The sequence below is a fragment of the Nonomuraea aurantiaca genome (assembly GCF_020215705.1).
Lineage (GTDB): Bacteria > Actinomycetota > Actinomycetes > Streptosporangiales > Streptosporangiaceae > Nonomuraea > Nonomuraea aurantiaca.
In genome coordinates this window covers 1-25,144 of the sequence record NZ_JAIWNB010000036.1, presented here as the reverse complement: position 1 = coordinate 25,144, position 25,144 = coordinate 1, and the positions used below count along the sequence as shown (strand labels likewise).

Sequence of the window (25,144 nt, the reverse complement as noted above, 5' to 3'; positions counted from 1 at the left end):
GGTCCACGCCACCCCCTTGCCAGGTATCTCGCTCGGCGGGTAACGATCACGCCGGTCCAGTCGTCTCCGGTGCCGGCGTCGACCGCGTCCCGGTGGAATGAAACTTTCACCCGTCACGTCGGTATTACGGCTCCACAAGCCAATCCCCGACCTGGTGGCACGCCTGATCGATCCTCGCGAGAGCGGCTACGGCACCAGTTAATGCCAGCCGAATCAATGGCTCTCGATCGTCTCCCTGGACACCTGGAGGCCCCGACAATAGTCTCCGTGCGCGCTCCGCCGACATCATGAAAGAGATGAGGTTGGAATTGACACGTTCCCAAGCACGTCGTGCGCTCAGCTCTGTCGCCCTCGCCATCGCAACACTCGCGGCAATCCTGGCGCCCGTCACTCCCGCGCACGCCGCCTACGGTCCAGACCAGGCCGTGTCCCTCACCGTGACCTCGAACGCCGGCCCGTCGATCATGCTCGCCCAGCTGACCGGCACGCTGGCGTTCGACGACGGGAACACGAAGTTCAGGTACGCGCTCCGGCTGTGCTGGGGCAGCGGGTCCTACCCCATGCCGAATTTCTACGTTTCTGTCAACGGCAGCACGATCCTCTATCCGAGCCAGACGGGCACGGCAGCCGCTCCCCCCGGCTGCCAGTTGTATCTGTACCTCTACGACGGTGAATACACCCACTCCACTACCCTCACGAACGTCACCTTGTACGTGACGGGAGGCTGGTTCTATCCCGGCAACACTTACAACAGTCGCACCAAATCCGTGACCTACGACAACCCCTACAACTGAGCCGTCCGAAAAGCCACCCGGCGTACGCGAACCGTCCGCGCAGGGTGATAGCCGAATGCGCGCTCTCGCGCTGGACCAATTCTTCGTGCGCCTCTCAGTCAACTGGGTCTGTCGGCGAGGAAGTTCGCGATTCGCCGGGCGAGAGCGTCGGGCGCTTCGAGCATGGGCAGGTGTCCGCTGTCGAGGGATTCATTCCAGCTCGTGCCGAGGTTGCCCGCGAATCGCTGTTGCAGTCCGATCGGGAGCTCAGCGTCTTGGCTGGTGGCGAGGTAGCCGCGACGTTCGGGAAAACCGCCGCCTTGCGGTGCGTCCCGGTAGAGACGCACAGACTCGGGGTGGAACTCCGCCACGATGCGATCGGCCGTCTTCGTGTCGACGCGGCCGGCCACGCCTCGCCGGATGGCGGCATCGGGCGGTCGGGTGCCGGCCAGCCGCATCGCCAGGCTCAGCACGAGCCGGTTCGGCAACGGCATCGACGCGACGAAGCTGCGTCCCGGCTTCGGCACGACGGCCGTGACCGCCAGGAACGCGCTCACCCGGTCAGGTGCGAGGGTGACCATTTCCGCTGCGACGGTCCCGCCACTGGAGTGCGCGACGACCGCGAATCGCTCCCACGGTGCCGAATCCAGTGCCGCGGCGGCGTACTCCGTGAGCGAAGCGCGATCATGACGCGGTCGTTCGGCGACCACCGTCGGGTGCGACGCGGCCAGTTCTTCGCGTACCTGATCCCAGATCCAAATGGGAAGACCGGCACCGCTCAACAACAGGATGGGTTCTCGCGACTGCGTCATGCTCCGATTCTGAAGGCGCTGGATGTCACCGTTATGGCACCATTTATGGATGAACCGCACCGACCGGCTCTATGCGATCCGTGAAGAGCTCCGCCGTGCGGGTCCCCGCGGCCGCACGGCCGAACAACTCGCCACCGCGTTCGAGATCAGTGTCCGCACCGTCAAGCGCGACATCTCCGCTCTGCAACAGGGCGGGTTCCCGGTCTGGGCACGTACGGGCCGGATCGGCGGATATGTCGTCGATCGTGCCGCCACCCTGCCGCCGGTGAACTTCACCGCCACGGAAGCCTCCGCGCTCGCCGCGGCGATCGCCGCACACCATGGACAACCATTCGACCGGCAGGCCCGAGCCGCCCTGGTGAAAGTGCTGGCGGTGATGGACCCGCAGGCGCGGCGGCACGCGGACGACTTGACCGAGCGCATCTGGATCGACCACGGCACCGCCGAGGCGGCTGATCCACGCCGACGCGACGCGATCGAACATGCCCTTCAGGAGCGCAAGGTCCTCTCGCTGCACTACCGCGATCGTCACGGTAGGCCGACAACGCGCCGGGTTGACCCTCAGCTGCTCGCGTTCACGGCCGGGCATTGGTTCCTCGTGGCGCACTGCCGGCGCCGCGAGGCCATCCGATGGTTCCGCCTCGATCGGATCGAACGCGCGAGTCTCACCACTCAACCGGCCATCGACATACCCGTCGAACAGCTGGGGACGCCTCCCTCGACGGCGGCCTCCGTCCGGGTATGACACGCAACGCGACGCACGAAGCTTTGCGCGGACAGTGATTGATCAACTACTTTCAGTTGTGACATGGTGCTCGAGTCTTGATCAACTCTTCTGGAGGCACCCATGCTCGCTCGCCATCTGCTGGCCGCCGCCGTCATCTCCACCACCATGAGCGCGATCACCGCTCTGCCTGCGATGGCCGCCGGTCAAGAGCCCGCCAACCGCACCGTCCCCGTCGGGACCGCAATGTGCGTCGACGTCAGCAACAACCGTGGCAACGGCACCTTGATGTACCAGTGGCAGTGCGACCCCAACAACGCCAACCAGAAGTTCGCGATCGAAGATGGCCAGATCGCGATCAAGGACACCTTGTCCTGATCTGGGCGCGTCGATGTTGCTGTACAGGGCTGCTGCACGGCAACCGGTGAAACCAGCCGAGGGTGCCGTGAAACCGGCGCCGCCGAGAGTGAAGCCATGAGCATCACAAAACTCGGACGTACCGGGGGCGGCCCGGCCTCCGGCGGAGGAACCGATCTGGCCGTACGTGCGGAAGGGCTTGCCAAGACGTTCGGCGGGCACCGTGCCGTCGACGGGATCGACCTGGACGTACGCCCCGGTGAGATCTTCGGCGTCCTCGGCCCGAACGGCGCCGGCAAGACCACCATGCTGCGGATGCTGGCCACCCTGTTGCAGATCGACGCGGGCCGCGCCGAGATCTTCGGGGTCGACGTGGCCGGCAACCCGCACATGATCCGCCAGCTGGTCGGCGTCACCGGACAGTACGCGACGGTCGACGAGAACCTGACCGCCCGCGAGAACCTCTGGCTCTTCAGTCGCCTGCAGGGCATCGCCGCGCCGCGCGCCCGGCGCATCGCCGTCGAATTGCTGGGCCAGTTCGACCTGGAGGAGGCGGCCGACCGACCGATCGCGCAGTTCTCCGGTGGCATGCGGCGGCGCCTCGACCTGGCGGCCAGCCTGATCACCAGGCCACCGCTGATCTTCCTCGACGAGCCGACCACCGGTCTCGACCCGCGCACGCGCGGCCAGATGTGGGACACCATCCGCGGTCTGGTCGCCGACGGCTGCACCGTACTGCTGACCACGCAATATCTGGACGAGGCCGATCAGCTCGCCGATCGCGTCGCCGTCATCGACCACGGCCGCAAAGTCGCCGAGGGCACCCCCGACGAGTTGAAGACAGCGGTCGGCAACTCCGCCCTCCAGTTGGTGCTCGCCGAGCCGGACGAGGCGCCCACCGCCGTGGAGGTCGTGCGGCGCGTCCTCGGCTCCGACCCGGTCCTCAGCCCGGAGCAGGGCCGCCTCAACGTCGCCCTCGACCAGGCCGACCTGGCCGCGGACGTATTGATCGCACTGCGCGCCGCCGGGGTGTCGATCTCCTCGGTGAGCGTGGCCAAGCCCAGCCTGGACGAGGTGTTCCTCGCCCTCACCGGCCACGGGGCGGACGGAGACGAGGAGATCAGCGACACAGAGATCAGCGACATAGAGATCAGCACGGAGGAGAACCGATGAGCACCATGACCGCACCCGCCCGCGAGGCGGTCCGGGCCGCCGACCGCGTGGCGGCCGCCCGGCGGCGCGTCTCCACGGGGGAGACGATCGTCCAGACCCTGGCGATGGCGTGGCGGGCGCTCAAGAAGATGCGCCGCAACCCGGAGCAGTTCTTCGACGTGGCGCTGCAGCCCATCCTGTTCACCGCGATGTTCGCCTTCATCTTCGGTGGCGCCATCGCCGGCGACGTGCAGAGCTACCTCCCCCTGATGATTCCCGGCATCCTCGCCCAGACCGTGCTGACGACATGCATGGCCACGGGCACGCAACTCCGCGAGGACATGGAGAAGGGCGTCTTCGACCGGTTCAAGTCGCTGCCGATCGCCCGGATCGCGCCGCTCGCCGGCCCAATGGTGGCCGACCTGCTGCGCTACACGATCGCGGCCACTCTGACCTTCGGCATGGGCCTGGTGATGGGCTACCGCCCGGGCGGCGGAGCGGGCGGCGTGCTCGCCGCGGTCCTGCTGGCGATCATTACGGGCTGGTCTCTGGCCTGGGTCTTCACCTGGGTCGGCACGATCGCCCGGAGCGCCCAGGCCGTCCAGAGCATCTCCATGATGATCTTGTTCCCGCTGACCTTCCTGTCGAACGCGTTCGTCCCCGTCGAGACCCTGCCCGGCTGGCTGGCCGCGTTCGTACGGATCAACCCGGTCTCACACCTGGTCACGGCCGCCCGCGACCTCGCCAACAGCGCCCTCGTCAGCGGAGAGGTGGCCTGGACGCTCCTGGCGTGCCTGATCGTCATCGCGATCTTCGCGCCGCTGTCGGTACGCAGTTACAAGCGGCACATGTGACCTGCGCCCGTCACGGCCGGAGACCTGCTCAACGAGACCGCGCGCCTCGTCGAGCAGGTCGGAGCCACGTCGATCGCCGTACTCGGCCCGAACGACGGCGAGCATCCCGGGCACGGCCCGCTCCGCGTACGGTTCGATCCGCTCGAAGGCCATGCAGGGCATGCTGCCGTTGTACGCGAACCGCTCGGCCAGCACCAGCAACCTGATCGCGTCGGGGGGGTCCATAGCTCCCCGCAGCAGCCCCCAAGCGCCGAGCGCGAAGAGCATCGAGCCGCACACCGGATAGTCGAGGATGGGATTCTTCACGGTCAGCAGGTCGTAGCCCCCGACGGTGGAGAACAACTCCTCGCCGTACCGGACGTCTTCCGGAGGAGCGTGGTACGCGTACGCCGTCAGGGTGGCCGACACCGCGATGACCGTCCACGGCGTGAGCTCCGCACGCGGCACCCCGGGCAGGCGCAGGTCGTGCGCCCGCTGGACGGCCAGGCGGTATTCCGCCAGCGCGGCGGCCGTCTCGCCGCGGGCGAGGGCGAGCTCGGCCGCGCACAACGAGACGATCGCCACCCCGCCGAGTACTGCCTCGTTGTCGTTGATCCGGGTGATCTCGGCGAGCTCGGCCTCCGCGGTGTCGAGATCGCCGTCGGCGAGCGCGGAGACCAGCAGCAGCGCGCGGAGCTGGGTCTCGTCGTCGGTGGCGCCGAGCCGGCTCAGCGCCGGGATGGCGGTCCGCGCGTATCCGACCGCCCGCCGACGGTCGCCGAGCTGCATGACCAGGTGGGCCAGCACGGCGTGCATGATCGCGGTGGACCACGGCCCCTCCTCCTCGCGGATCATCGTCAGGGTTCGCTCGGCGGCCTCGACCGCCTCGGTCACGTCTCCCGCGTTCTCCAAGATTTGGACGTTCATCTGCATCGCCGCCAAGGCCACGTCACGGTCGACGCTCCGGCACAACTCCGCCAGCCGGCGGCGCATGTCGGCGCCATCGGGCACGTCGCACGCGACCAGCACCGTGGCCACCGCCGCCAAGCGGGGATCCGTCGTGTCGCTGGTGGGCAGCGTACGGAGGAGATCGCGCAGCGGATCGTCGCGGCGGTCACTGACGATCATGATGTTCATGAGCGCGATCAGCATGGCGGCCCTGGTCACCTCGACGAGGTACGGCGGCGGCACCCAGTCGGTGATCACCTCGATGATCGCGTCCCGGTGAACGAAGACACGGAAGTGATCGCCACGGATCGACCACAACGCGCCGACGCCGGCCAGCAACTGGACCGTCGTGACGGGATCGGACTCGCCGAGAGCCTGCCGGAGCAGTTCGGCAAGGTTGCTCTCCTCGGCGTGCAACGCGTCGGCCGCCGCGAACTGCGCCGGGCTGAACAGCGCGAAGGCGTGTTCGAGGGCGTACGCCGTCGCCCAGGCCCGCTGCGCCGCCCGGGCGGTCGCCTCCTCGCCGGCCTCCTTCAGCCGCATCCGCCCGAACTCCCTGACGGTCTCCAGCATCCGGTAGCGCAGGCCGTACGTCGTCTCGCGAACGCTCAGCATCGACTGCTCGGCCAGCGCGTCCACGGCGCGCAGGGTGTCCGGGCCGAGTACGTGCTCGGCCGCGGCCAGCGTGAAACCGTCGCCGAACAGCGACAACCAGCGCAACGCCCGCCGTTCTGGCTCCTCCAGCAGGTTCCACGACCAGTCGATGACCGCGAGCAGCGTCTTGTGCCGGTCGGGGGCCGTACGGTTTCCCCCGCGCAGCAGGGTGAATCGGTCCGCCAGGCGCCGCGCGATCTCCGCCACCGACATCACCCGCACTTTGGCCGCGGCCAGTTCGATCGCGAGCGGCAGCCCGTCGAGGCGGGCGACGACCTCCTCGACCACTTCCTCGTCGATCCGCACACCCGGGCGGGCGGCCGTGGCGCGCTGGCGGAACAACTCCACCGCGTCGCCCGTTGGCAGCTCGCCGAGCAGGTAGACGCGTTCGGCGGGGATCGACAAGGGAGCGCGCGAGGTGATGAGCACCCGCAGGTCGCGGGTCGTCACGGTCAGGAACGCCACCAGGTCGGCGACGGCCTCGATCACGTGCTCGCAGTTGTCCAGGATCAGCAGCGCCGGAGCCTGGTCGAGATGCTGGGCGATCCGGGTGCGTACGTCGAAGCGCTGCGCGGCGGTCAGGACACGACGCCCGCTGACCGAGTCCCGAACCCCGAGCGCCGAGCCCACCTCGCCCACCACGCCATCCGGCGAGGAGACGCCGACGAGCTCGACGAAGTGAGCGACGGGCTGCGTGGCGTTCCTGCCGACGACATGGGCCAGCCGCGTCTTGCCCAGTCCGCCAGGGCCGATGATGGAGACCACCCGGTTGGTCTGCAACAGGGCGTGCACCGCACGGATGTCGCCCTCGCGGCCGAGCAGCGAGGAACCGTCGAACAAGATGCCCTCACGTACCGGCCGATCGGCGACGAGGAGTTCGGCGTACACGCGGGCGAGCTCAGGCCCTGGTCCAGTGCCGAGCCGCGCGACAAGGCCCGCGCGATACCGCTCGTAACGCTCCAGAGCGGCGGCGGCACCTCGTACGGCGGCCTCGCTGCGCAGCAGGCATGCGAGCAGTTCCTCGTCGTGTGGCCGATCGGCCGCGGCCTCCTCCAGCAGCGGCAGCGCGCCCTCGTGAGCGCCGCTCCGGCCCCGCGCGATCGCCGCCACCCGCCGCGCCTCGGCCACCCACCCTGCCGCGACGCCTCTCAGCTCAGCGAGCGCGCCCGTGGCACCATCCGAGCCGCCGGCCACGAGAGCCATGGCCTCTTCGGCGCGGCGACGCGCGAGCACCATGTCGTCCTCGCCCAGTGCGGCCCGCGCCTGCTCCACCAGCGCGCCGAGCAGCAGCGCGTCCACCTGACCCGCGGGCAGCCCGAGCCGGTAACCACGCGGGATCCGCACCACGACGTCGGCGCAGGTCACCGCCCGGGTCCGCGAGACGACCACCTGCAGCGCCTTTGTCGGGTTGGCCGGCTCCTCGTCGGGCCACAACTCCTCGACCAGGCGCTCGACACTGACTCCCGCGTGGCCGTGCATGGCGAGTACGGCCAGCAGGGTCTGCGCGCGATCGCCGACCACGCGCACACCTCGCCAGCGGACGTCGTCGAGCAGGACGAGTGCGGGGGACACACCCTCAGCTTACGGACGAGTCACCGGTGCGGAGCGTGACCGAGGGCATCTCGAGAGGCCGCGACGGCCTGCAAGGCACTCTTCTGCCGCGATCTGTGCGGCGGTGTCACCGTAGTCGGCGAGGTCAGTTCGCGGGAGGTTCGCGGGAGCGCAGCAGCGCGCTTAGTTCGCGGTCGGGACTGGCGTGTTCCGCGACCGCGTCCCACGGATCGCGGAGGTGTGCAAGAAGACGCTCCAACAGTGGGCCGTCGCGGACCTTCTCGGGAAGACCGTTCAGCTCGTAGAGTGCGCGTCCGTGGAAGCCATCGAACTTCTAGCTCGCACCCGGTCCTGCCACTCCGGCGGGGTGTAGCGAGTGAACATCTCCGTACGGTTCTGGAGAGCGTCCTGGACGGCCTCCTCATAGCCCGGGCGGGCGTAAGCGATCGCACGCAGGCGCCACTGACGCAACAACGTCTGCACCTGCTTGAAGCGGGCCAAGTCGTGCGCGGCCTCCAAAGCCTCGTCGTACTCCGCCCGGAACCGGGCACGGTGCGACGCCGGAAGCGCCTCGAAGATCGCGGCCGGATCCTCACCTGGATCACGAGGCGCAACGGGCTCCACAGGCTGACCGGTCATGCCGACCAACTTATCTTCCTGAGCAGGAAAGCGCGCCATCATGCTCTCGCTCCGTCACCCACGCGGCAAGACCTTCGGCGACGCGACGGGGGCGTATGCGGTCTGGTGGCGTGTGATCGTGTGAGGTGGTGTTGCTGTAGGCCGCCGCTGTACACCCCCCACGCAGTGTCCCGCCCCACCATCCGACGGCCTTCTGTGGGTTTCTCTACCGCGCGGGGAGAAGTCAGTGAAGATCCGAACTGGTTGAGGGCTCGGTGTGCTCATCGTCGGAGGAATCGGCAGAGGCGCGTGATTCCTCATGCTCCAGGCGCCTGAAGAGATCCGGATAGGCATGCTGAAGCAGAGCTCGCACTTGCCGTTCCAAGTCGGGAACGTTCACTGTGGCAGCGCTGTGCACGATCTTCCAGTCGACGCTGAAGTATCGGTGGACCACGTTATTGCGCAGCCCTCTGATGAGCTTCCACGGGATCTCGGGGGTGGAAGCTCGGGTCTCGTCCGAGATCCCTCCGACAGCCTCACCGATAATGGAAAGCTGCCATATAACTGCGTCGCGGCGCATCGAGTCAGCAGCCCACACCTCAGCTGAGACGCCTTCGAGGTATGAGGCGATCTTCCTGGCGGCTTCCACGATGTCCACCAGATACAGGCCCTCACGCTGCATACAGCACCCGGGCGTCGGTAAGAATCTGGTCGCGGATGACCCAGTGGAGACCTTCCTTGGAGACCACATCGACCTTACGGCCCAGCAGATCTTCCAGTTCCTCCTGGAACGCGAAGAACTCAAGCCCGATGTTGCTGTCAGGCTTCAGAACATAAAGGAGGTCGATGTCACTGCCGTCTTCGTCCTCGCCACGAGCAACCGAGCCAAAAACAGCCAACTCGGCAATCCCGTACCTCTCGCACAGCTTGACCAACTGCGCGTAGACGGTCGTGAAGTCAACACTCATGGCACCTCCTGGTTTCCAGGATGCCACCTCAACTGCGACGCCGCACGATTCGGCCCCATCTTCCCTCCACCAGTCGGGCGTCACCGCACACAGGCTGAATTCGTAGTGTCTCTGGGTCGTGACCGATCGGGTGCGGTACGACGGGGGCGCCCAGCGAAGGTTGGAAGCCACGCTAGGCATCGGGCCGTCACTGCTTCCGCCTGCGAAATGCCCCTTCTCGGCTGGGGGAGCGGCGTGGCCGCGGGAAGTCGCAGAGCCAGCAGGAACTTTCCAGCGAACCCCAGATTAACGGCCACGTAGAAGACGCAGGCGAAGCCTGCACACAAGAGGACAAAGCGTCTGAGCGGAGCGAAGTCCTCCAGGGGTCGGGGCTTCGGCCCGACTGGAAGGAGCGCCTGAGCCCCCTGCGCGAAGCGCCCCATTGCGAAGACCGTTGTGCGCCGAAGGCGCGCCAGGAAGAACAGCCCGAGCGATAGCGAGGACCGCTCGGGGCGGGCTTCCACGGTCAACCACCCAGACGGGCAACGGGTGGGTGCCACCCGGCCCACCTACACGAAGAGAGTGGAGCCTAGGAGATTCGAACTCCTGACTTCCTGCTTGCAAACACGTACGACGATCTTGCTCGACCTGCACAGACACAGCTCACGGCGCTGATCACGCTTCCCGTGATTCCCCGCGATTCCCCCTTGATCGCCGCTCCATCGGGCACGCGACGGGCACGCCTACGCGGCAACTCACACGCAGACCCAGCAATAGAGCAACTGATCTTCTTTCTTGGCACGACGCGCCAAGCCCACGAGGGCTTCGATGAGCGACAGCAGATAGTCGCTGTCGACGTGTCCGATGCGAAACTCCTCGATCCCCGTCCACTGTCTCGCCAGTTCGGGCAGACGTTCATCATCGACATCGGCGAGAGTGTCGCGTACGGATATCGACAGTTCCTCGATCCCTGGACCGTCCAGGTATGGAGAGTCCTCCGGCAACGCGTCCCACTCTTCATCGGTCGTGGGTGCACCTTCTCGCGGCGGGTAGAGCGTCATCACATCGACGAGATCACTCGACCAGGGGACGCCTCGGATGAACCCAATGAGCTGGGCGAGGATTACTGTCGGGTCGATGCCCTTCGCGTCCACCCCGTCGAACACAGGCTCGCCTGGCAGGATTCGAACCCCGGCGGCGCGTCCAAGGTCTGGTCTAACTATCGCCGCCTCGCGGTCCACAGCTCGGTAGTAGTCGTACAGGACGCCCATGTAGAGACTCCGGCCTCACGTTGATGTGTGCTTGAGCGACGCCAGATTAGAGGATGCGTACATTTGTGCGAAAGAGCAGCGGGCCACTGCAACTTCGCAAGCCTTGCGCCGCCTGATCTTCCCGTCGCCGTCGCCCCACCCGTCAGGGGAAGCGGGCCAGGGGGCAGGGGTGAAGGTGGAGCTCCCCGCTGGAAGAACGACCTTCGCCCCTGCCCCCTGGTCTGCTCGGCTTGTCCTGGGCGACGGCGACGGGAAGATCAGCCACACCTCAGCCATTGACAGCCCGTGTTGGCCTCGATCATCTCGGAGCCTGAGGCCCCCGCCGGAGGCAGCTTGAACCGCAGGCACGATGGACAGAGCAGCGTGGCCGGCGGAATGCCGTGGGCACCCAAAGGGCGAGCGCGAGCGAGTTCGGCCGGCGACGGTGCGGCTAATCATGTGCGGGGGCGGGGCGCTCACGTCGGCGGGTTCGCTTGGTACGGCGGGTGCGGTGGTCGGCGTAGCGGCTCGCGCTGCTGCCGTCCGGGACCGGCCCCCAGGCCGCATGCCCGGGCGGCGGGCAAGCGGCGAGCCGCTGTACGGCGGCGCGGCGCGCCGCCGCTTGATACCAATGAGAACAATTCGGCAAGATTCGCGAGTTAGTCCGGCACTCTCTGGCCGTGTTCGAGGTAGAGAGTGTGACCAATGGTGTGGGCGGTGATCGCGGCAGATACGCGGCCGGCGAGGCGTTCGATCAGTAGGCCGTCGAGTTCCTCGGGTGCGTGGTAGTCGTAGCCGGACAGTTCCCCGTCGGGGAAGGTGATCCTGCTCCGCATCTCGGGGCTGAGGATTCCGCCGTCGAAGATGAACAGGACTTTGTCGCCTTCCTTGGGGTGTGGAGCCCAGTCGACGACGAGTAGATCCCCGATGCGTGGCTGGATGCCGAGTTCTTCCTGAACTTCGCGCACGCAGGCTTGGAAGGGAGTCTCCCCCGGCTCGATGTATCCGCCGGGGATGTCGAGGTAGTTCTTGTAGGTCGGCTTCACCAGCAGCACACGACCGTGTTCGTCGAAGAACAGGACGCCCGCAGCTGCTCGGGCGCTGGCCATGGGAGGTGCGGTGGTCCCTTGGTCGCTCATGATCTCGACCCTATGATGTTCGGCCGGTGTCGTCATGCGACGTGAAGACGTTGGGCAAGATCGGCGAGCCTGCGGCTGGGCTTTCCCTTCTGTCGGCGTATCCAGGTCAGGACGAGTTGACGGCTCAGGAAGTGGGTCCGTACCTGCTCGGGTGCGATGCGCTCGGCGGCGAGAATCGCATCGAGGGCCTCGTCCGTACGGTTCCACTTGCTGAACGCCTGAGCCACGGCTAGGCCGTGACGCGCCCGGCGCTCGATTGGCATGGCACTGGTGTCAAGGTCGGGGCCGATGTCCACGGCGATCTGGAGATCTCCGAGCTCGATGGCCGTGGCTACGCGGTGGATGGCGACGTTGGTGGGGCCGAATGCGGTCCAGACGTGGTTGGCGTCGCCTCCGAGTCTGCGTGCGGACTCCTCGGCCTCGGCGAGAAAGCTGCGGACGGTCGCTCTGTCTTCGGCTCGGGCGGCTGCCATGGATCCTGCCAGCAGTAGCGTCCCATGCACCGAGAGCAGCTCCGGTGTCGCAGTGCTGAGCTGGTTGTCCAGCAGACCGGTAACGTCGCTGGTGAGCTGGGTGGCGGCGGCGTAGCGACCGCTCGAAAGCAGCGTGTGTGTGACAGAGCGGAAGAGGGAGGCGATCACGAGCTGGTCGCCGGAGTTCTGTGCGTGGGTCAGGCCGCGTTCGGATGCGATCCATGCGAGATCGTGCTCGCCGATCTTCACCAGGATGGTCGCTGCGGCGTGGTACGCCTGGCCGAGCAGCGCCTGAGCTCGTAGTCGTTGGTCGCCGTCGTAGGCCACGGCGGCGTGCTGGGCCTGCATGAGCAGCGCGGGCAATCGCCGTACGACGAGTCCGTAACGAGACTCCTGGTAGGCGTCCCAGACATCGGCGATCTCGGCTCGTAGCTCGGTGAGGCTGACCGGATCGCCCGCTTGGACCAGCGATGTGAGCGGCGAAAGCTGGCGATAGTCGGTGATCGCTGCCCGTAGTGCGGGAATGGTCCGCTCTCCGCTTTCCGGCGTCCATTCCAGCAAGGACGGCTCGGCGAGCAGATCGCCAAGAGACACGTCAAGTGCGATGGCGAGCGACTTGATCACGGACAGGCGGTCAAGGTCGATGTGGTCGTTCTCGACCTTGCTGAGCCAGTCGGGGGTACGGCCGATCAAGCCTGCGAGGACTTCTTGCGCCATCCCGCGCCGCTTCCGGTACCAGGCAACGCGTTCGCCGATGGTCAGGTGATCTGTCATGCCGCGCATGCCTGCTCCGACCTCGCCATATCGAATTCTGGAACCCGGAAAATCCTTCCGGGTCGGCACTTCCGCTGCGATCTAGTGTCACCGCTACCAGCAGTTCCGTCCATCGCACGGAGGGCCATCGTGGACGAGCGGCACGACATACCGAACTGCTCCGCCTGTCGGGGTACCGGCTGGCTCTACGCACAGGTACGTCATACATACGGCACGCGGTCCTTGGACGGTCGGATGGCTGTGGGCGCCATGGTTCAGTGTGCCGACTGCGCAGGTTGCGGGCGGTGCTCTTGATGAACATGCTGTTCATGAGGCTGGCGGCGTTTCAGCAACCACCCTCCCTTGAGCTGATCTTGCTGGAGAGGCTCCAGTGCCGGCTCATCGAGACCGAACGTGTGGTGGCCAACCTGCGCCCTGAGCTGGAAGCCCTGCTGGTCTACGGTCCGCAGCCATGCCTGCCGGTGCACGTCTTCGTTGGGTATGGCGGTCGCTACTTCTCGTGGCAGAACGCCGAGAAGCGACACCTGGTCGACGACATCGAGGGAGCGGCCGAAGTCCTTGCCGCCCACGTAAGGCGCGACGAGGGTTCATAAGCGGGCGCGGCGGTGAGGTTGAACGCCCGGATGAAGCTCTGTGATGTCCGGGTCCTTCCCTCCCCGTCGTGCCTTGTGTGCCCGGCAGAGCCGCGTGAATCCCTTCCCCCGTGCGGGTTCCGCTTCTCCAGACCCCGGAAATGGCTCTGCCGGGCTCTACTGCCAACTATTGGGTGGGGATGGCAGGAGCCCTGTGTAGTGCTACTGTCAGCCTGACAGGTCATATGCAAGATATTGGGGAAGCTGTCATGCCCAAGCGCGACGAGGACACCTTGAAGTACGAGCGGGTGCTCAACGCACTGAGATCGCGCATCCAAGACGGCACGTACCCGCCCGGCACCCTCCTGCCTTCCCAGCATCAGCTTGTCGCTGAGTTCGACGTATCGAGACCGACTGTGATCGAGGCCCTTCGGCTACTCCGCCAGGAAGGGTGGATCGAGACACAGACCGGACGCGGCTCCTTCGTGCGTGGCAAGGTCCCCAGCATCACCGATCAGCGCTCTTCACCTGGCCAACGCCTCCTCGACGAGTCCGAGTCGGACACCTCGGCCGAGCTCCTGCAAGCCGGGATCGTAGTCGCCCCCCTCAAGGTCGCAACTCTGCTGGAGATCCCGCCAGGCGCCAAGGCGTTCCTGCGACAGTATGTGATCAGCGATCAGGACGGCCCGATCGAGCTGGTCTCGGCCTGGTTTCCGCTCGACCTGGTGGCAGGAACCAAGCTCTCCTCACCCGAGCCATTGGACGAAGGCATTCGTCGACACCTGTACGGACGCAAGAAACTGCGTCTGGACTATGCGATCGAACGAACGCGCTCACGCTCGGCCACCCCCGATGAAGCGGCAACGCTGGGCATCGAGAATGGCGCGCCAGTCCTCAACCTGGCCGTCACCGGGCACGATGCGGCTGGACATCCCCGACAGTTGGTAGACGCGGTCCTACCAGGCGATCGCCACGAGCTTCGGGACGTATATCCTCTGGCCTAGCCAACCGGACAGATATTCCCCTTACTCGTACTTGACATGACAGGTAACCCGTCGTACCTTCAGATCACAACCTGATAGGTCAGGTTGAAGCATTTAAAGATGCTGACAGATCAGGAGGCTCTACGATGGCCCTGCAAGGACCTATCCCGATCGCCTTCGACCAGGTCTTCCCCTCCGGCTGCTACGCCGTGGGCGAGGTCGAGCCAGTCCGCGACTTCGACGCCTCCACCAGCGGGCGCGAGGTCCAGGCACGCGACAAGCACAGCGGTGAGCCGGTCTGGCAGATCGCGGTCATGGACGCCGACCCGACCGTCAAGGCGTCTCAGAAGACGGTGGCGGTCAAGGTCATCTCTTCCGTTCAGCCGATTCCCCCGGCGCCTATGGCGGGGCTGCCGTTCACACCGGTCGAGTTCGGCGGCATGAGTGTCACCCCCTACGTCAACCAGCAGGGCCGACTGGCCTACTCGATCCGAGCGCGCGAGATGCGCTCTCCGCGCACCGCCAGCAAGCACACCGTCAACAAGGAGGTAGCAGTCTGATGGGCACGACACGCAAGCGCCCGACCAGCGTGATCAACCTCAACACCTCTGCCGGCGCCCGCGCCGAGAACCGGCCCTACCGGCTGCGCACTCCGGTGCTCATGCTCGACTTCGGCGCAACCTCGGTGCTCGTCACCACCGCCACGGCCAACCGGATCACGGCGGCCGACGTGGACTTCGCCCGCCAACTCGCCGAACAGACCGCTGGCTTCGCCGTCTCGGTCGAGCGGATGTTCCGGGGCCTCCCGGCCCGACAGGTGGTGACCGGGCGATGAGTAACCAGCCCTACACCTACACGACTCTGGCCATGTACGGAAACGACAAGCCCCAGCTCAGCGTCCACTTCCACACCTCCGACATGCGCGTGGGGACGCTGCTGGTCGAGGGTCTTCGCCCGGTAGTGCACCTGTCCACCTGTGAGGCGGACGTGATGATCTCGACCACGGGCGGCGGACCGGTCACCGACCAGGACGTGAGCCTGGCGCGTGAGCTGCTCGACGCCGCTACCCGCTACCTGGCCGATTGCGAGCGCCTGCGCGCCGACCAGTCGTCGTCCGACACGACCAGCAAGGCCGTCAGCGAAACGGCTGCCTGACAGGCAAGGCGGGGCCGCCAGAAGCGCCAACTTCCGGCGGCCCCTTGGTTCTCCCTGATCTCACTCACGAGAGGTTCCCAGCATATGTTCCGCAAGCTTCCCGGCGACGAGACACGCAACCTCGTCACCACCACCCCCGACACCGCCGTAGTCTTCCGCCCGGCCGTGGTCACCACCCCGGCCATCCTCACTCTGATCATCCTCGCGTGGCGGCTGCTTGCCGGGCTCGTTCGCACCACCTGGCGGCATCCGGTCGCCGTGCTGGCCGTGCTCATCCCGGCTGCGCTGATGTGGTTGTACGGCTGGCGCGCCGCGCTTCTGCTGCTCACTCCGATCCCGGTCGGGTTGCTGGCCTGGGCTCTCACCGACCGCACATCGTTCGTGCACCTGCTCGGCTGGCGGCTGCTGGCCTGGTGGCGGCTCATCTGGATCTATCGGCGCCACTGGCAACCGGTCATGATCGTGTCCGGGCTCGGCAAGCACATCAGGGGCCGCGAGTACCTGCCCCGGCTGGTCAAGGTCACCTGCACGTCCTGGGCCGACCAGGTCACCGTCCGCATGCTCGACGGACAAGCCGTCAAGGACTGGTCCGATCGCATCGACCACCTCGCGCACGGCTTCGGCTCGCCCTCGTGCCGGGTCGCGATCGTCAAGGCCGGTCGGCTGCTGCTCACCTTCCCCCGACACGATCCCCTCGCCGTGCCACTGGCCGCACTTCCCGTGCCCGAGACACCAACCGTGGGGCCGATCGAGATCGGCAAGCGCGAAGACGGCACCCCCTGGCTCCTCAAGATCCTCGGCACCCACATCCTGGTCGCCGGTGCCACCGGGGCAGGCAAAGGGTCGATCATCTGGTCAACCATCCGCGCCCTCCTGCCTGCCGTCCGGGCGGGCCTGGTCGAGCTCTGGGCGCTGGACCCCAAACTGATGGAACTGTCCTTCGGACGCGCCCTGTTCGGCGACCGGTACGCCGCCGATCCGGCCGACTGCGCCGATCTCCTGGAAGCGGCCGTCAAGGTCATGCAGGAACGCGCCGCACGCTTCGCCGGATCACAGCGCTCCCACACTCCGACCGTGGAAGACCCCTTCGTCCTAGTCGTCGTCGACGAGGTGGCGTTCCTGACCGCCTACCAGGCCGACAAGGACCTCAAACGGCGCATCTCCGCAGCGTTGGCCACCCTCACCACCCAAGGCCGCGCGGTCGGCATCGGCGTCCTGGCCGCGCTTCAGGACCCGCGCAAAGAGGTCATGAACATCCGCAACCTGTTCCCCGACAAGATCGCCCTACGGCTGGACGAGTCCGAACAAGTCGACATGGTGCTCGGCGACGGCGCCAGGGATCGCGGCGCGCTGGCCGACCACATCTCCCCGATCCCGGAGCAGGGCGCGGGCGTCGGCTACGTCCGGCTCGAAACCTCACCTGATCCGATCCGGGTCCGCGCCGCGTTCGTCGCCGACGCCGACATCCGCGCCATGGTCGCTACCTACGCGGGCGGTGAGCGCTGATGCTGGCTCACTTCCTGGACGGACTGCGCTGCTCGGTCTGCCAGACACTCAACGCGCTGCGGCTCGACTCCGCTCGCGAGCTGGTCGAGTGCCGCGAGTGCGGACAGTCCGCGATGGTCTTCCCCGAGATCGGCGAAGGGCAGGGATCATGACTGGCTGGCAAGCGGAGCGGCCGGCGCAATCCGAAGGACCCCAAAGGGGCCGCGAAGTGGGTGGGCCGGTGGCCGGAGCGACCGACCGCGCCACACCTCGCGCCCTGCGTATGGCCAGGCCGCTGGCCCGTGAGGTAGCCGTAGAGGTCGCCAAGCAACACGGCGTGTGCATCCGGCCCGTCCCGCTCAAACGACTCGACACCCACACCGGACAGTGGGAACTCGTGGACGCACCCTGCGGCGCCACCCTGGAAGCCAAGTGCCCGCCGTGCGCCAAGCGCAACCGACAACTCCGCATGGCCCAATGCCGGGAAGGCTGGCACCTCGACCACGAACCCGCCATCACCCCCGACGAGCCGAACGACGGGCAGCGCTGGCTGATCGAATTCCGGGCCGACGCCCAAGCCCAGCGCGATGAAGCCGCGTCCGCAGGTGAGGACACGGCCGACTGGGACGCCGCCATCGCGGGCATCGACACCGAGATCAACGAGGCGGGCATGCGCGGCAACGTGCTCGGCCGAACCGCTGCCAAGCGCAACCGCTCGACCAGGCGGCGGCAGGATGCCCCGGACCTGCCCAAGCGCGCCATGACGGAAACCACGCTGGGACGGACATTCACCAGCTCGAACGGCAAGACCTACCGGCCGTCGCTGTTCCTCACTCTCACCCTGCCGTCCTACGGAAAGGTCAGGAACGGCGTGCCCGTCGATCCAGACACCTACGACTATGCGCGGGCCGCTCGGGACGCGCTGCACTTCGCCAAGCTGGTGGACCGGTTCGTACAGAACCTGCGCCGTGTGGCGGGCTATGACGTGCAGTACTTCGCGGCCGTGGAACCTCAGAAGCGGCTGGCTCCACACCTGCACATGGCGATTCGGGGCACCCTGCCCCGTGCGGAGATCAAGCAGATCGCCGCAGCGACTTACCACCAGGTGTGGTGGCCTGCGGCCGATGACGTGGTCTTCGACGGCGAGCATCTGCCGGTGTGGGAAGACGGCGTCGGCTACCTCGACCCCGCAACCGGCGAGGTGCTGCCCACTTGGGACCAGGCCCTCGACCAGACGGCCGAACCGCTGCACGTGTCCCGTTTCGGCGTCCAGGTCGATGTTCAGGGCGTCCTGGCGGGCACCCCGGATGCCGACCAGTGCATCCGCTACCTGTCCAAATACCTGACCAAATCGATCAGTGACAGCCTCAACCCCGACGACCAAGCCCAGAAAGATCACGCCGCGCGGATGGGTGAGGCGTTGCGCTTCGAGCCCTGCTCGCCCACCTGCCCCAACTGGCTGCGCTACGGCGTCCAGCCCAAGGACGCCAAGCCGGGCATGACGCCGGGCAGGTGCCGGGGCAAGGCCCACAAGCCCGACCACCTCGGCTACGCCGGACGACGCGTCCTGGTCTCCCGCAAGTGGTCGAACAAGACCCTGGCCGAACACAAGCAAGACCGCCGTACCTGGGTTCTGGAAGCCCTCGGCCAGAGCAACCAGCCAGCCGACCCGCATCGCTACGTCTGGAAGCCCGTCCCGGCCGGAGACGCCAACGTCGCACCGCTGGCTGTCCGACTCCTCCGGTCGGTGGCCGAACGGCAACGCTGGCGCGCCCACATGGCCCAACTCCAAGCCCAAGCAGACGGTCAAGATCTTTCGGCAACTGAGCAATCAGGGCGGGCGGCATGAAGGGGCAACTCGGGCAAGAGCCGGTGTCGTTGCTCCCGGAGATCGCTCGGGGACGTCTGCTCACCGTCGAACAGGCCGCCGAACGGCTGAACACCTCGGTCCGCTTCCCTCGCCGACTGATCGAGGAACGGCGGATCACCTTCATCCACGTCGGACGTAACGTCCGCATCCCCGAAGCAGCCCTTGAGGCGTTCATTGCTGCGGGACTCGTCGCACCGATCACCACGCGCCGCAGGAGGGCCGCGTAATGGCCAAGCCCGCACTTGCCACGCCAGAGGAAGAACCCCGCCGTTCCCGCAGGAGGAAGCCCGCAAAGAGGCGCTTTGGCCGCGTCCGTGAGCTGCCGTCCGGCCGGTTCCAAGCAAGGTATGCCGGTCCTGACGGTATAGACCGTCCGGCTCCTCAGACGTTCGCCACCAAGACCGATGCTGAGGTCTGGCTGACCAAGACCGAAGCGCAGATCTTGGAAGACGACTGGATCGACCCGGACGCCGGAAAGATCGCACTCGGCAAGTACGCGCGAGACTGGATCAACGAGCGGCCCAGACTGCGCCCCCGGACGGTGGAGCTGTACGGCTACCTGCTTCGCAAACACATCGCCCCGACCTTCGAGGACAAGCCGCTCAACGAGATCAAGGAACCGCATGTGAGGCGGTGGCGGAAGAAGCTGCTCGACCAGGGCGTCAGCGAGGTCACCGTCGCCAAGGCATACCGGCTGCTCAAGGCCATTCTCACCACGGCCGTGGATGACCAGGTCATCAGGCGCAACCCGTGCCGGATCAAGGGCGCTGGCCAGGAACAGTCTCCCGAGCGTCCGGTCCTCTCGGTAGCCCAGGTGTACCGGATCGTTGATGTCATCGAACACCGATACCGGGCGCTCGTCCTACTGGGCACCTTCGCGAGCCTGCGATGGGGCGAGATCACCGGACTCCAGCGCCGAGACGTCGACCTTGACGCCGGAACCGTCCGGGTGGAACGCCAGTTGATCCAGATCACTGGCAAGGGCCTGATCTTCACCCCTCCCAAGTCGGCAGCGGGCAAGCGCACCGTAGTGATACCCGACCTGATCATCGATGAGCTACGGGCGCACGTGAAGGACTTCACCCAGGACGGGCCAGAGGGCTTGATCTTCGCGGGTCCCGATGACGGCCCGATCCGCAACACCAATTTCAACCGCCGCGTCTGGGCCAAGGCACTCCAGGACGCGGACCTGCCGAAGATCCACTTTCACGACTTGCGGCACACGGGCAACACGCTCGCCGCCAACGCGGGCGCGTCCATCCGAGACCTGATGACCCGCATGGGCCACTCCAGCACCCGCGCCGCGATCATCTACCAGCACTCCACCGATGAGCGCCAACGAGAGGTCGCCCAGAAGCTCAACGACCTGGCACGTGGCGCGCTCGACAAGCCATCGGGCACGCAACGGGCACGGGACCAGAAATAGCCCTCAGAAAGATCAAAAGCCCAGGCCGATGACCTGGGCTTTTCTATGTGTGGAGCCTAGGAGATTCGAACTCCTGACTTCCTGCTTGCAAAGCAGGCGCTCTGCCAACTGAGCTAAGGCCCCTCGACGAAGATAGCTTACCGGCCCCCGACACCCATCTGCTGCCTACTCGGGTCTTCGCTCAAGATCAAGCCAGGGAAGTCGGCGATCGAGTCCAGGATGTGGGTGGCGCCTCCCTTGAGGAGTCGCTCCCGGCTGTGGACGCCGGTCATCACGCCGGCCACTACCGAGGCGCCGGCTCGGCGGCCGCAGAGCATGTCGCTTTCCGAGTCGCCGATGACCGCCACCTGTCGTACGTCCTCGATGCCGAGGCGGAGTACGGCGTGCAGGACCATGTCGGGCCAGGGGCGGCCGCGGCCGCCGGCGTCTTCGGGGCAGATGGCGAGGTCGATCTTGTCGTGCCAGCCGAGGACGCTGAGGACGCGGCTCAGGGTGACGCGGCTGAAGCCGGTGATCAGGGCCAGTTTCAGGCCGGAGCCGCGGAGCTTGTCGAGGACCTCGATGACTCCGGGCATGGGGACGAGACCTGCTCGGTCGAGCGCACCCTCGTATGAGCGCTCGAACGTCAGGTTCGCTGCCTGAGCCTGGGCCTCGTTGCCGGGGAAGATCCCTCGGAAGACATCGATCTTGGGACAGCCCCGGGACCGGTGCACGTGCACCATGGCACGCGCATACGCGCCGGTCCCGGGGACGATGCCCTGAGTGGCTATCGCCTCGGCGAAAGCCCGCTCGACCATGGCGATGTCTCCGACTGTTGTGCCGGCCAGGTCCAGGCACGCCAGCTTTATCTGGACGACGTCATTCATCGCCTCGCCAGGTCGGTTAGTTCTCGCTGCCGGTGGCCTCGGTCCAGAGATCGAGCTCGGCGCGGTCAGCCTGCACCTTGCGCCAGACCAGCAGCCCCCCAAGGGCGATCAGCGCCAGAACGACAAGCTTCTTCACGGTGTGACCCCACTTCTTCGACGGCCTCACCTGCCGGGGTGAGACCCAACGGTTGACATGCAGCCTAGCAAGGGATGGCTGCGGTCCTTGTGTTGTGCACGAACCAGATGTACCGGATGTGCAAAGAACGAATGAACAAGCCCAGGTGGGACTGGTTGTGCCGTCCCATCTCGGACACCAGGTAGATCATGTCAAACCGTAGCGGTTGCGGGAGGCCCACCTGACGGCCGGGCCCATCGCGGCGCCGGCCGCCACGAACAGGCCGCCGACCAGCAGCCACCCCAGCGTCCCCCCGCCGATGACGAGGGTGGTGAGGATGACCGGGCCGAGCATCCTGGCCACCGCCGTCCCGGTCCCGAAGAAGCCCTGGTACTGGCCCTGCTTGTCCGTCGGAGCCAGGGCGAAGCCGATCTCCCAGGAGCCCGCTCCGAGCAGCATCTCGCCGTACGCCTGGAGCATGGCCGCGGCGAGCAGGATCAGCGCGGCGAGCCAGGCCGACGACCCGATGGCCGACATCGCGAACACCGCGCACGCCGCCAGCATGACCACGCCCGCGTGCCGCACCGATCGGGAGGCGTCGGCGAGGCCCCTGACCCGCCGCGCGATCCGTACCTGGAAGAGCAGCACGCTCACCGTGTTGACCAGGAGCAGGGCCGAGACCAGCCAGGTCGGTGCCGTGGTGCGCTGGACGATCCAGAGGGGGACGATCAGGCTGAGCAGCGGCATGTAGAAGAGCATGACCGCGTTGATCAGCGTGACCACCGCGTACGGCCGGTCCCTGAGCACGGCCAGCTTCGGACCGGCGGTGGCGGTGATCGGGGCGACGGTGGGCAGCCGCAGCAACAGGAGGGCGGCGACCAGGAAGCTGACGGCGTCCACCGCGAACACCGTCAGGTACGCCTCTCGCGTGTCCAGGTGCAGCGCGAACCCGCCGAGCGCGGCGCCCACCGCGAGGCCGCCGTTGATCGTGGACTGGAGTACGGCCCGGACCTCGGTGCGTTTGTCCGGCTCGATCAGTCCGGCCAGCAGCGCCTGGCGGGCCGCGGACAGGCCGGTCTGCGCGGTGCCGTACAGGCAGGCGACCAGGATGAACAGCGCGAACGACCGCACGAACAGGAACGACGTGACCGCGACGGCGGTCGTCAGGGCGAGGAGGACGGCCACTCCACGGGGGCCGCGGCGGTCGGCCAGGTGGCCGAGGGGGACGCCCGCGACGGTGCCGACGGCCCAGCCCAGCGTGAGCCCTAAGCCGATCTCCGTCGCCGACAGGCCGACGATTCTGGCGAAATAGAGCGCCGAGGTGACCAGGTAGGCGCCGTCGCCGATCGAGTTCGCCAGCTGCGCCTGTACGAGGAGCCGCCTGCTCGACCGCCTGCTCGCCCGCTTGCTCGCCGTCGTGGATCCGGGAGTGGGTCCCGGAGTCGGTCCCGTCGTAGTCATCGTCGCAGGTCCCGTCGCGGTAGGGGGTGGCACCCGTGGTCAGCTGGTCAGCCCTTGTACGACTCGGGGGTCATGCGGGTGGCCACGCCCATCCGGTTCCAGGCGTTGATCGTGGCGACGGCCACCACCAGCGCGGCGAGTTCCTGGTCGTCGAAGTGTTCGGCGGCCTGCTGCCAGATCTCGTCGGTGACGTCGTCGGTCGAGAGCCTGGTGGCGGCCTCGGTGAAGGCCAGGGCGGCGCGTTCCTGGTCGGTGAAGAAGGGGGCCTCCTGCCACACGGCCACGGCGTGCAGCCTGGCATCGGACTCGCCCGCCTGCTTGGCGTCGGCGCTGTGCATGTCCACGCAGTAGACGCAGCCGTTGATCTGGCTGGCGCGTAGACGTACCAGCTCCAGCAGGGGTGCGGGCAGGGTGCTGTGCCGGACGTACCGGTCGAGGCCGACCATGGCTTTATAGGCTTCTCCGGCGAGTTCGCCGAGGTTCATGCGCTGTGTCATGGCTCCACCCTAAGGACCACCTTGTCCCGATATAAGCTCCAATTTTGGGGTAAATGATTGGGCCAAGATGGATGTCCATATAAGTCTTCATGGCCGGGGTGACCTGGCCGCACAGGTCTATCGGCAGTTACTGGACGCGATCCTCGACGGCCGGCTCAGATCGGGCGAACGCCTGCCGCCGACCCGCGAGCTGGCCCGGCGGCTGGAGATCTCCCGGAACACGGTCGCGGTCGCCTACGACCGGCTGGTGGCCGACGGCTTCCTCGTCGGCCGGGCTGGCGCGGGCACGTTCGTCTCCGCGGACCGGGTACGCGCCAGGTCGGCACCTCAAGGCGTCGTACGACCCCGCGCCATCTGGCGGTCCCTGACCGCCGGTGCACCCACCGCCGGCCACGAGTACGACTTCCGCGTGGGGGTGCCCGATCCCCGACTGTTCCCGATGGAGACGTGGCGCCGGCTGGTGGCCCGTGAGCTGCGCGCCAGCCTCGCCGGCTATGCCGATCCTTCCGGCCACGAAGCCCTCAGGGACGCAATAGCACGACATATAGGTATCAGCCGGTCCGTACGAGCCGGCGCCGACGACGTCCTGATCACCAACGGCGCCCAGCAGGCACTCGACCTCATCGGCCGGGTGCTCATCGATCCCGGCGCCTGCGTGGCGGTCGAGGAACCGGGCTACCCGCCCGCGCGCCGGCTGTTCCGCTCGCTGGGCGCCCGCGTGGCCGGAGTCCCGGTGGACGGTGAGGGCATCGACGTGACCGCCATCCCGAACGCCGCCCGGCTGGTGTACGTCACCCCGTCCCACCAGTTCCCGCTCGGCACCCCGATGTCGCTGGCACGCCGCGCCGCGCTGCTGGCCTGGGCCGAGCGGCGGCGCGGCGTGATCGTCGAGGACGACTACGACAGCGAGTTCCGCTTCGGCGACCGGCCGCTGGAGCCGCTCCAGAGCCTGGACCGGTCGGGGCGGGTCATCTATGTCGGCTCGTTCTCCAAGACGCTGCTGCCCATGCTGCGCCTCGGCTTCCTGGTGGCCCCCGCTTCGCTCATGCCCGCGCTGCGCGCCGCCAGGCAGCTGAGCGACTGCCACGGAGAGCTGCCCACGCAGGCCGCGCTGGCCCGCTTCATCGACGAGGGCCTGCTGGCCAGGCACATCAGGAAGGCCACCCGCGAGTACGCCGCCCGGCACGCCCTCGTCGTCGGCACCCTCGTCGGCGACGACCGCCTGCGCCTGGTCCCCTCGGTCGCGGGCCTGCACCTGTGCGCCCGCTTCTCCCCCGGGGTGTCCGTACGCTCGGCTCCCCGGCTCGCCATAGAACGACTCGATGCCTACTGCGGTGAGACTCCTGCCCAGCAGGGCCTGGTCCTGGGGTACGGCGCGATCCAGCAAGCCGAGATCGCCGAGGGGCTGAACATCCTGAAGGAAGCCCTGGTCTGACACCGTTACACGACTGTCTCGATCCCTGTGACGGTCTGTGGTGGCTGGGGTCCTTATGGAGAGATACCCCCTTCGGGGGATCCGGAAGGCCGGAGGATCCGGGGGCCGGGAGGATCTGGGGAGAGGAAGAACGGACGCCCGACCCCACTAGTGCTGTGACCGGAAACGATCACCGGGTTGGCGTGTAAGTCGCTCCTGCCGATTGGATGGTGCTGATCACGTTCGATCGGCGCTCAGGAGGCCAGGTGACGCAACCGGTCAAGGTCCGCAGGCT

Annotated in this window: 27 protein-coding genes, 1 tRNA gene and 1 pseudogene; 16 read left to right on the top strand and 13 right to left on the bottom strand. The window is 67.1% G+C overall.

Annotated features, from left to right (window positions below):
• The first annotated feature begins 296 nt into the window (after positions 1 to 296).
• Positions 297 to 794, top strand: a complete 498-nt coding sequence (locus tag LDL49_RS48510; protein ID WP_225301734.1) for a hypothetical protein — start codon at positions 297 to 299, stop codon at positions 792 to 794.
• 98 nt (positions 795 to 892) lie between these two features.
• Here LDL49_RS48510 and LDL49_RS48505 read toward each other — a convergent pair whose 3' ends face one another.
• Complete coding sequence (locus LDL49_RS48505) at positions 893 to 1,585, bottom strand: alpha/beta fold hydrolase (protein ID WP_225301733.1); 693 nt, start codon at positions 1,583 to 1,585, stop codon at positions 893 to 895.
• Positions 1,586 to 1,634: 49 nt separating this feature from the next.
• Here LDL49_RS48505 and LDL49_RS48500 point away from each other — a divergent pair, with 49 nt between their 5' ends.
• The 4 genes from LDL49_RS48500 to LDL49_RS48485 all read left to right on the top strand — a co-directional run bounded on the left by LDL49_RS48500 (position 1,635) and on the right by LDL49_RS48485 (position 4,672).
• Positions 1,635 to 2,330 (top strand): helix-turn-helix transcriptional regulator, encoded by a 696-nt coding sequence (locus LDL49_RS48500; protein WP_225301732.1) that lies wholly within the window; start codon positions 1,635 to 1,637, stop codon positions 2,328 to 2,330.
• 102 nt (positions 2,331 to 2,432) lie between these two features.
• Entirely contained in the window at positions 2,433 to 2,687 is a 255-nt protein-coding gene (locus LDL49_RS48495) for a DNA-directed RNA polymerase subunit beta family protein (RefSeq protein ID WP_225301731.1), read from the top strand.
• A 96-nt stretch (positions 2,688 to 2,783) separates the two neighbouring features.
• Complete coding sequence (locus LDL49_RS48490; RefSeq protein ID WP_225301730.1) at positions 2,784 to 3,839, top strand: ATP-binding cassette domain-containing protein; 1,056 nt, start codon at positions 2,784 to 2,786, stop codon at positions 3,837 to 3,839.
• Entirely contained in the window at positions 3,836 to 4,672 is an 837-nt protein-coding gene (locus LDL49_RS48485) for an ABC transporter permease (protein ID WP_225301729.1), read from the top strand. The genes LDL49_RS48490 and LDL49_RS48485 overlap by 4 nt, the downstream gene beginning before the upstream one ends.
• Before the next feature lie 2,043 nt (positions 4,673 to 6,715).
• Here the strand turns inward: LDL49_RS48485 and LDL49_RS48480 are convergent.
• The 7 genes and pseudogenes from LDL49_RS48480 to LDL49_RS48450 form a co-directional block, all read right to left on the bottom strand.
• Positions 6,716 to 7,732, bottom strand: a pseudogene (locus tag LDL49_RS48480) (AfsR/SARP family transcriptional regulator); the annotation flags it as partial.
• 366 nt (positions 7,733 to 8,098) lie between these two features.
• Positions 8,099 to 8,485 (bottom strand): DUF6247 family protein, encoded by a 387-nt coding sequence (locus LDL49_RS48475; RefSeq protein WP_225301728.1) that lies wholly within the window; start codon positions 8,483 to 8,485, stop codon positions 8,099 to 8,101.
• Between the two features lie 181 nt (positions 8,486 to 8,666).
• Complete coding sequence (locus tag LDL49_RS48470) at positions 8,667 to 9,104, bottom strand: HepT-like ribonuclease domain-containing protein (protein WP_225301727.1); 438 nt, start codon at positions 9,102 to 9,104, stop codon at positions 8,667 to 8,669.
• The gene (locus LDL49_RS48465; protein ID WP_225301726.1) at positions 9,094 to 9,390 is read right to left on the bottom strand and encodes a nucleotidyltransferase family protein; all 297 of its coding nucleotides are present in this window, start codon (positions 9,388 to 9,390) and stop codon (positions 9,094 to 9,096) included. The genes LDL49_RS48470 and LDL49_RS48465 overlap by 11 nt, the downstream gene beginning before the upstream one ends.
• A gap of 734 nt (positions 9,391 to 10,124) precedes the next feature.
• The gene (locus LDL49_RS48460; protein ID WP_225301725.1) at positions 10,125 to 10,640 is read right to left on the bottom strand and encodes a hypothetical protein; all 516 of its coding nucleotides are present in this window, start codon (positions 10,638 to 10,640) and stop codon (positions 10,125 to 10,127) included.
• A gap of 638 nt (positions 10,641 to 11,278) precedes the next feature.
• The gene (locus LDL49_RS48455) at positions 11,279 to 11,758 is read right to left on the bottom strand and encodes an NUDIX domain-containing protein (RefSeq protein WP_225301724.1); all 480 of its coding nucleotides are present in this window, start codon (positions 11,756 to 11,758) and stop codon (positions 11,279 to 11,281) included.
• Between the two features lie 32 nt (positions 11,759 to 11,790).
• On the bottom strand, positions 11,791 to 13,014 hold the full coding sequence (locus LDL49_RS48450) for a helix-turn-helix domain-containing protein (RefSeq protein WP_225301723.1): 1,224 nt from the start codon (positions 13,012 to 13,014) through the stop codon (positions 11,791 to 11,793).
• Positions 13,015 to 13,298: 284 nt separating this feature from the next.
• Here LDL49_RS48450 and LDL49_RS48445 point away from each other — a divergent pair, with 284 nt between their 5' ends.
• From LDL49_RS48445 to LDL49_RS48400, 10 genes are all read left to right on the top strand, one after another.
• Positions 13,299 to 13,598 (top strand): hypothetical protein, encoded by a 300-nt coding sequence (locus LDL49_RS48445; RefSeq protein WP_225301722.1) that lies wholly within the window; start codon positions 13,299 to 13,301, stop codon positions 13,596 to 13,598.
• Between the two features lie 248 nt (positions 13,599 to 13,846).
• Positions 13,847 to 14,581 carry a GntR family transcriptional regulator gene (locus LDL49_RS48440; protein WP_225301721.1) on the top strand — a complete coding sequence of 245 codons (735 nt, stop codon included), beginning with the start codon at positions 13,847 to 13,849 and terminating at the stop codon, positions 14,579 to 14,581.
• A gap of 125 nt (positions 14,582 to 14,706) precedes the next feature.
• Complete coding sequence (locus tag LDL49_RS48435) at positions 14,707 to 15,120, top strand: plasmid replication, integration and excision activator (protein WP_225301720.1); 414 nt, start codon at positions 14,707 to 14,709, stop codon at positions 15,118 to 15,120.
• Positions 15,120 to 15,395, top strand: a complete 276-nt coding sequence (locus tag LDL49_RS48430; protein WP_225301719.1) for a hypothetical protein — start codon at positions 15,120 to 15,122, stop codon at positions 15,393 to 15,395. The genes LDL49_RS48435 and LDL49_RS48430 overlap by 1 nt, the downstream gene beginning before the upstream one ends.
• Positions 15,392 to 15,715, top strand: coding sequence for a hypothetical protein (locus tag LDL49_RS48425; protein WP_225301718.1), 324 nt, complete (start codon positions 15,392 to 15,394; stop codon positions 15,713 to 15,715). Before LDL49_RS48430 ends, LDL49_RS48425 begins: the two co-directional genes overlap by 4 nt.
• 84 nt (positions 15,716 to 15,799) lie before the next feature.
• Positions 15,800 to 17,221 (top strand): FtsK/SpoIIIE domain-containing protein, encoded by a 1,422-nt coding sequence (locus LDL49_RS48420; protein WP_225301717.1) that lies wholly within the window; start codon positions 15,800 to 15,802, stop codon positions 17,219 to 17,221.
• The gene (locus tag LDL49_RS48415) at positions 17,221 to 17,373 is read left to right on the top strand and encodes a hypothetical protein (protein ID WP_225301716.1); all 153 of its coding nucleotides are present in this window, start codon (positions 17,221 to 17,223) and stop codon (positions 17,371 to 17,373) included. The genes LDL49_RS48420 and LDL49_RS48415 overlap by 1 nt, the downstream gene beginning before the upstream one ends.
• A 68-nt stretch (positions 17,374 to 17,441) precedes the next feature.
• A complete protein-coding gene (locus LDL49_RS48410) occupies positions 17,442 to 19,049 on the top strand; it encodes a replication initiator (protein ID WP_225301715.1) in 1,608 nt (535 codons plus the stop codon).
• Positions 19,046 to 19,297, top strand: a complete 252-nt coding sequence (locus tag LDL49_RS48405; protein ID WP_225301714.1) for an excisionase family DNA-binding protein — start codon at positions 19,046 to 19,048, stop codon at positions 19,295 to 19,297. The genes LDL49_RS48410 and LDL49_RS48405 overlap by 4 nt, the downstream gene beginning before the upstream one ends.
• Positions 19,297 to 20,496, top strand: a complete 1,200-nt coding sequence (locus tag LDL49_RS48400) for a tyrosine-type recombinase/integrase (protein ID WP_504854025.1) — start codon at positions 19,297 to 19,299, stop codon at positions 20,494 to 20,496. The genes LDL49_RS48405 and LDL49_RS48400 overlap by 1 nt, the downstream gene beginning before the upstream one ends.
• 50 nt (positions 20,497 to 20,546) lie before the next feature.
• Here LDL49_RS48400 and LDL49_RS48395 read toward each other — a convergent pair.
• The 5 genes from LDL49_RS48395 to LDL49_RS48375 form a co-directional block, all read right to left on the bottom strand.
• A tRNA-Ala gene (locus LDL49_RS48395) sits at positions 20,547 to 20,619 on the bottom strand.
• 14 nt (positions 20,620 to 20,633) lie between these two features.
• Positions 20,634 to 21,362 carry an HAD-IA family hydrolase gene (locus LDL49_RS48390; RefSeq protein ID WP_225301712.1) on the bottom strand — a complete coding sequence of 243 codons (729 nt, stop codon included), beginning with the start codon at positions 21,360 to 21,362 and terminating at the stop codon, positions 20,634 to 20,636.
• Between the two features lie 16 nt (positions 21,363 to 21,378).
• A complete protein-coding gene (locus tag LDL49_RS48385) occupies positions 21,379 to 21,498 on the bottom strand; it encodes a DLW-39 family protein (RefSeq protein WP_214635294.1) in 120 nt (39 codons plus the stop codon).
• A 186-nt stretch (positions 21,499 to 21,684) separates the two neighbouring features.
• A complete protein-coding gene (locus LDL49_RS48380; protein WP_225301711.1) occupies positions 21,685 to 22,938 on the bottom strand; it encodes an MFS transporter in 1,254 nt (417 codons plus the stop codon).
• A gap of 47 nt (positions 22,939 to 22,985) precedes the next feature.
• Positions 22,986 to 23,435 carry a carboxymuconolactone decarboxylase family protein gene (locus LDL49_RS48375; RefSeq protein WP_225301710.1) on the bottom strand — a complete coding sequence of 150 codons (450 nt, stop codon included), beginning with the start codon at positions 23,433 to 23,435 and terminating at the stop codon, positions 22,986 to 22,988.
• A gap of 67 nt (positions 23,436 to 23,502) precedes the next feature.
• On the opposite strand from LDL49_RS48375, the gene pdxR reads away from it, so the two are divergent.
• Positions 23,503 to 24,870, top strand: coding sequence for a MocR-like pyridoxine biosynthesis transcription factor PdxR (pdxR, locus tag LDL49_RS48370; RefSeq protein ID WP_225301709.1), 1,368 nt, complete (start codon positions 23,503 to 23,505; stop codon positions 24,868 to 24,870).
• Positions 24,871 to 25,144: the final 274 nt, after the last annotated feature.

Coding starts and splice junctions, on each gene's coding strand:
- LDL49_RS48510 (WP_225301734.1), top strand. CDS start 297: ATGAGGTTGGAATTGACACGTTCCCAAGCACGTCGTGCGCTCAGCTCT.
- LDL49_RS48505 (WP_225301733.1), bottom strand. CDS start 1,585: ATGACGCAGTCGCGAGAACCCATCCTGTTGTTGAGCGGTGCCGGTCTT.
- LDL49_RS48500 (WP_225301732.1), top strand. CDS start 1,635: ATGAACCGCACCGACCGGCTCTATGCGATCCGTGAAGAGCTCCGCCGT.
- LDL49_RS48495 (WP_225301731.1), top strand. CDS start 2,433: ATGCTCGCTCGCCATCTGCTGGCCGCCGCCGTCATCTCCACCACCATG.
- LDL49_RS48490 (WP_225301730.1), top strand. CDS start 2,784: ATGAGCATCACAAAACTCGGACGTACCGGGGGCGGCCCGGCCTCCGGC.
- LDL49_RS48485 (WP_225301729.1), top strand. CDS start 3,836: ATGAGCACCATGACCGCACCCGCCCGCGAGGCGGTCCGGGCCGCCGAC.
- LDL49_RS48475 (WP_225301728.1), bottom strand. CDS start 8,485: ATGATGGCGCGCTTTCCTGCTCAGGAAGATAAGTTGGTCGGCATGACC.
- LDL49_RS48470 (WP_225301727.1), bottom strand. CDS start 9,104: ATGCAGCGTGAGGGCCTGTATCTGGTGGACATCGTGGAAGCCGCCAGG.
- LDL49_RS48465 (WP_225301726.1), bottom strand. CDS start 9,390: ATGAGTGTTGACTTCACGACCGTCTACGCGCAGTTGGTCAAGCTGTGC.
- LDL49_RS48460 (WP_225301725.1), bottom strand. CDS start 10,640: ATGGGCGTCCTGTACGACTACTACCGAGCTGTGGACCGCGAGGCGGCG.
- LDL49_RS48455 (WP_225301724.1), bottom strand. CDS start 11,758: ATGAGCGACCAAGGGACCACCGCACCTCCCATGGCCAGCGCCCGAGCA.
- LDL49_RS48450 (WP_225301723.1), bottom strand. CDS start 13,014: ATGCGCGGCATGACAGATCACCTGACCATCGGCGAACGCGTTGCCTGG.
- LDL49_RS48445 (WP_225301722.1), top strand. CDS start 13,299: ATGAACATGCTGTTCATGAGGCTGGCGGCGTTTCAGCAACCACCCTCC.
- LDL49_RS48440 (WP_225301721.1), top strand. CDS start 13,847: ATGCCCAAGCGCGACGAGGACACCTTGAAGTACGAGCGGGTGCTCAAC.
- LDL49_RS48435 (WP_225301720.1), top strand. CDS start 14,707: ATGGCCCTGCAAGGACCTATCCCGATCGCCTTCGACCAGGTCTTCCCC.
- LDL49_RS48430 (WP_225301719.1), top strand. CDS start 15,120: ATGGGCACGACACGCAAGCGCCCGACCAGCGTGATCAACCTCAACACC.
- LDL49_RS48425 (WP_225301718.1), top strand. CDS start 15,392: ATGAGTAACCAGCCCTACACCTACACGACTCTGGCCATGTACGGAAAC.
- LDL49_RS48420 (WP_225301717.1), top strand. CDS start 15,800: ATGTTCCGCAAGCTTCCCGGCGACGAGACACGCAACCTCGTCACCACC.
- LDL49_RS48415 (WP_225301716.1), top strand. CDS start 17,221: ATGCTGGCTCACTTCCTGGACGGACTGCGCTGCTCGGTCTGCCAGACA.
- LDL49_RS48405 (WP_225301714.1), top strand. CDS start 19,046: ATGAAGGGGCAACTCGGGCAAGAGCCGGTGTCGTTGCTCCCGGAGATC.
- LDL49_RS48400 (WP_504854025.1), top strand. CDS start 19,297: ATGGCCAAGCCCGCACTTGCCACGCCAGAGGAAGAACCCCGCCGTTCC.
- LDL49_RS48390 (WP_225301712.1), bottom strand. CDS start 21,362: ATGAATGACGTCGTCCAGATAAAGCTGGCGTGCCTGGACCTGGCCGGC.
- LDL49_RS48380 (WP_225301711.1), bottom strand. CDS start 22,938: ATGACTACGACGGGACCGACTCCGGGACCCACTCCCGGATCCACGACG.
- LDL49_RS48375 (WP_225301710.1), bottom strand. CDS start 23,435: ATGACACAGCGCATGAACCTCGGCGAACTCGCCGGAGAAGCCTATAAA.
- pdxR (WP_225301709.1), top strand. CDS start 23,503: ATGGATGTCCATATAAGTCTTCATGGCCGGGGTGACCTGGCCGCACAG.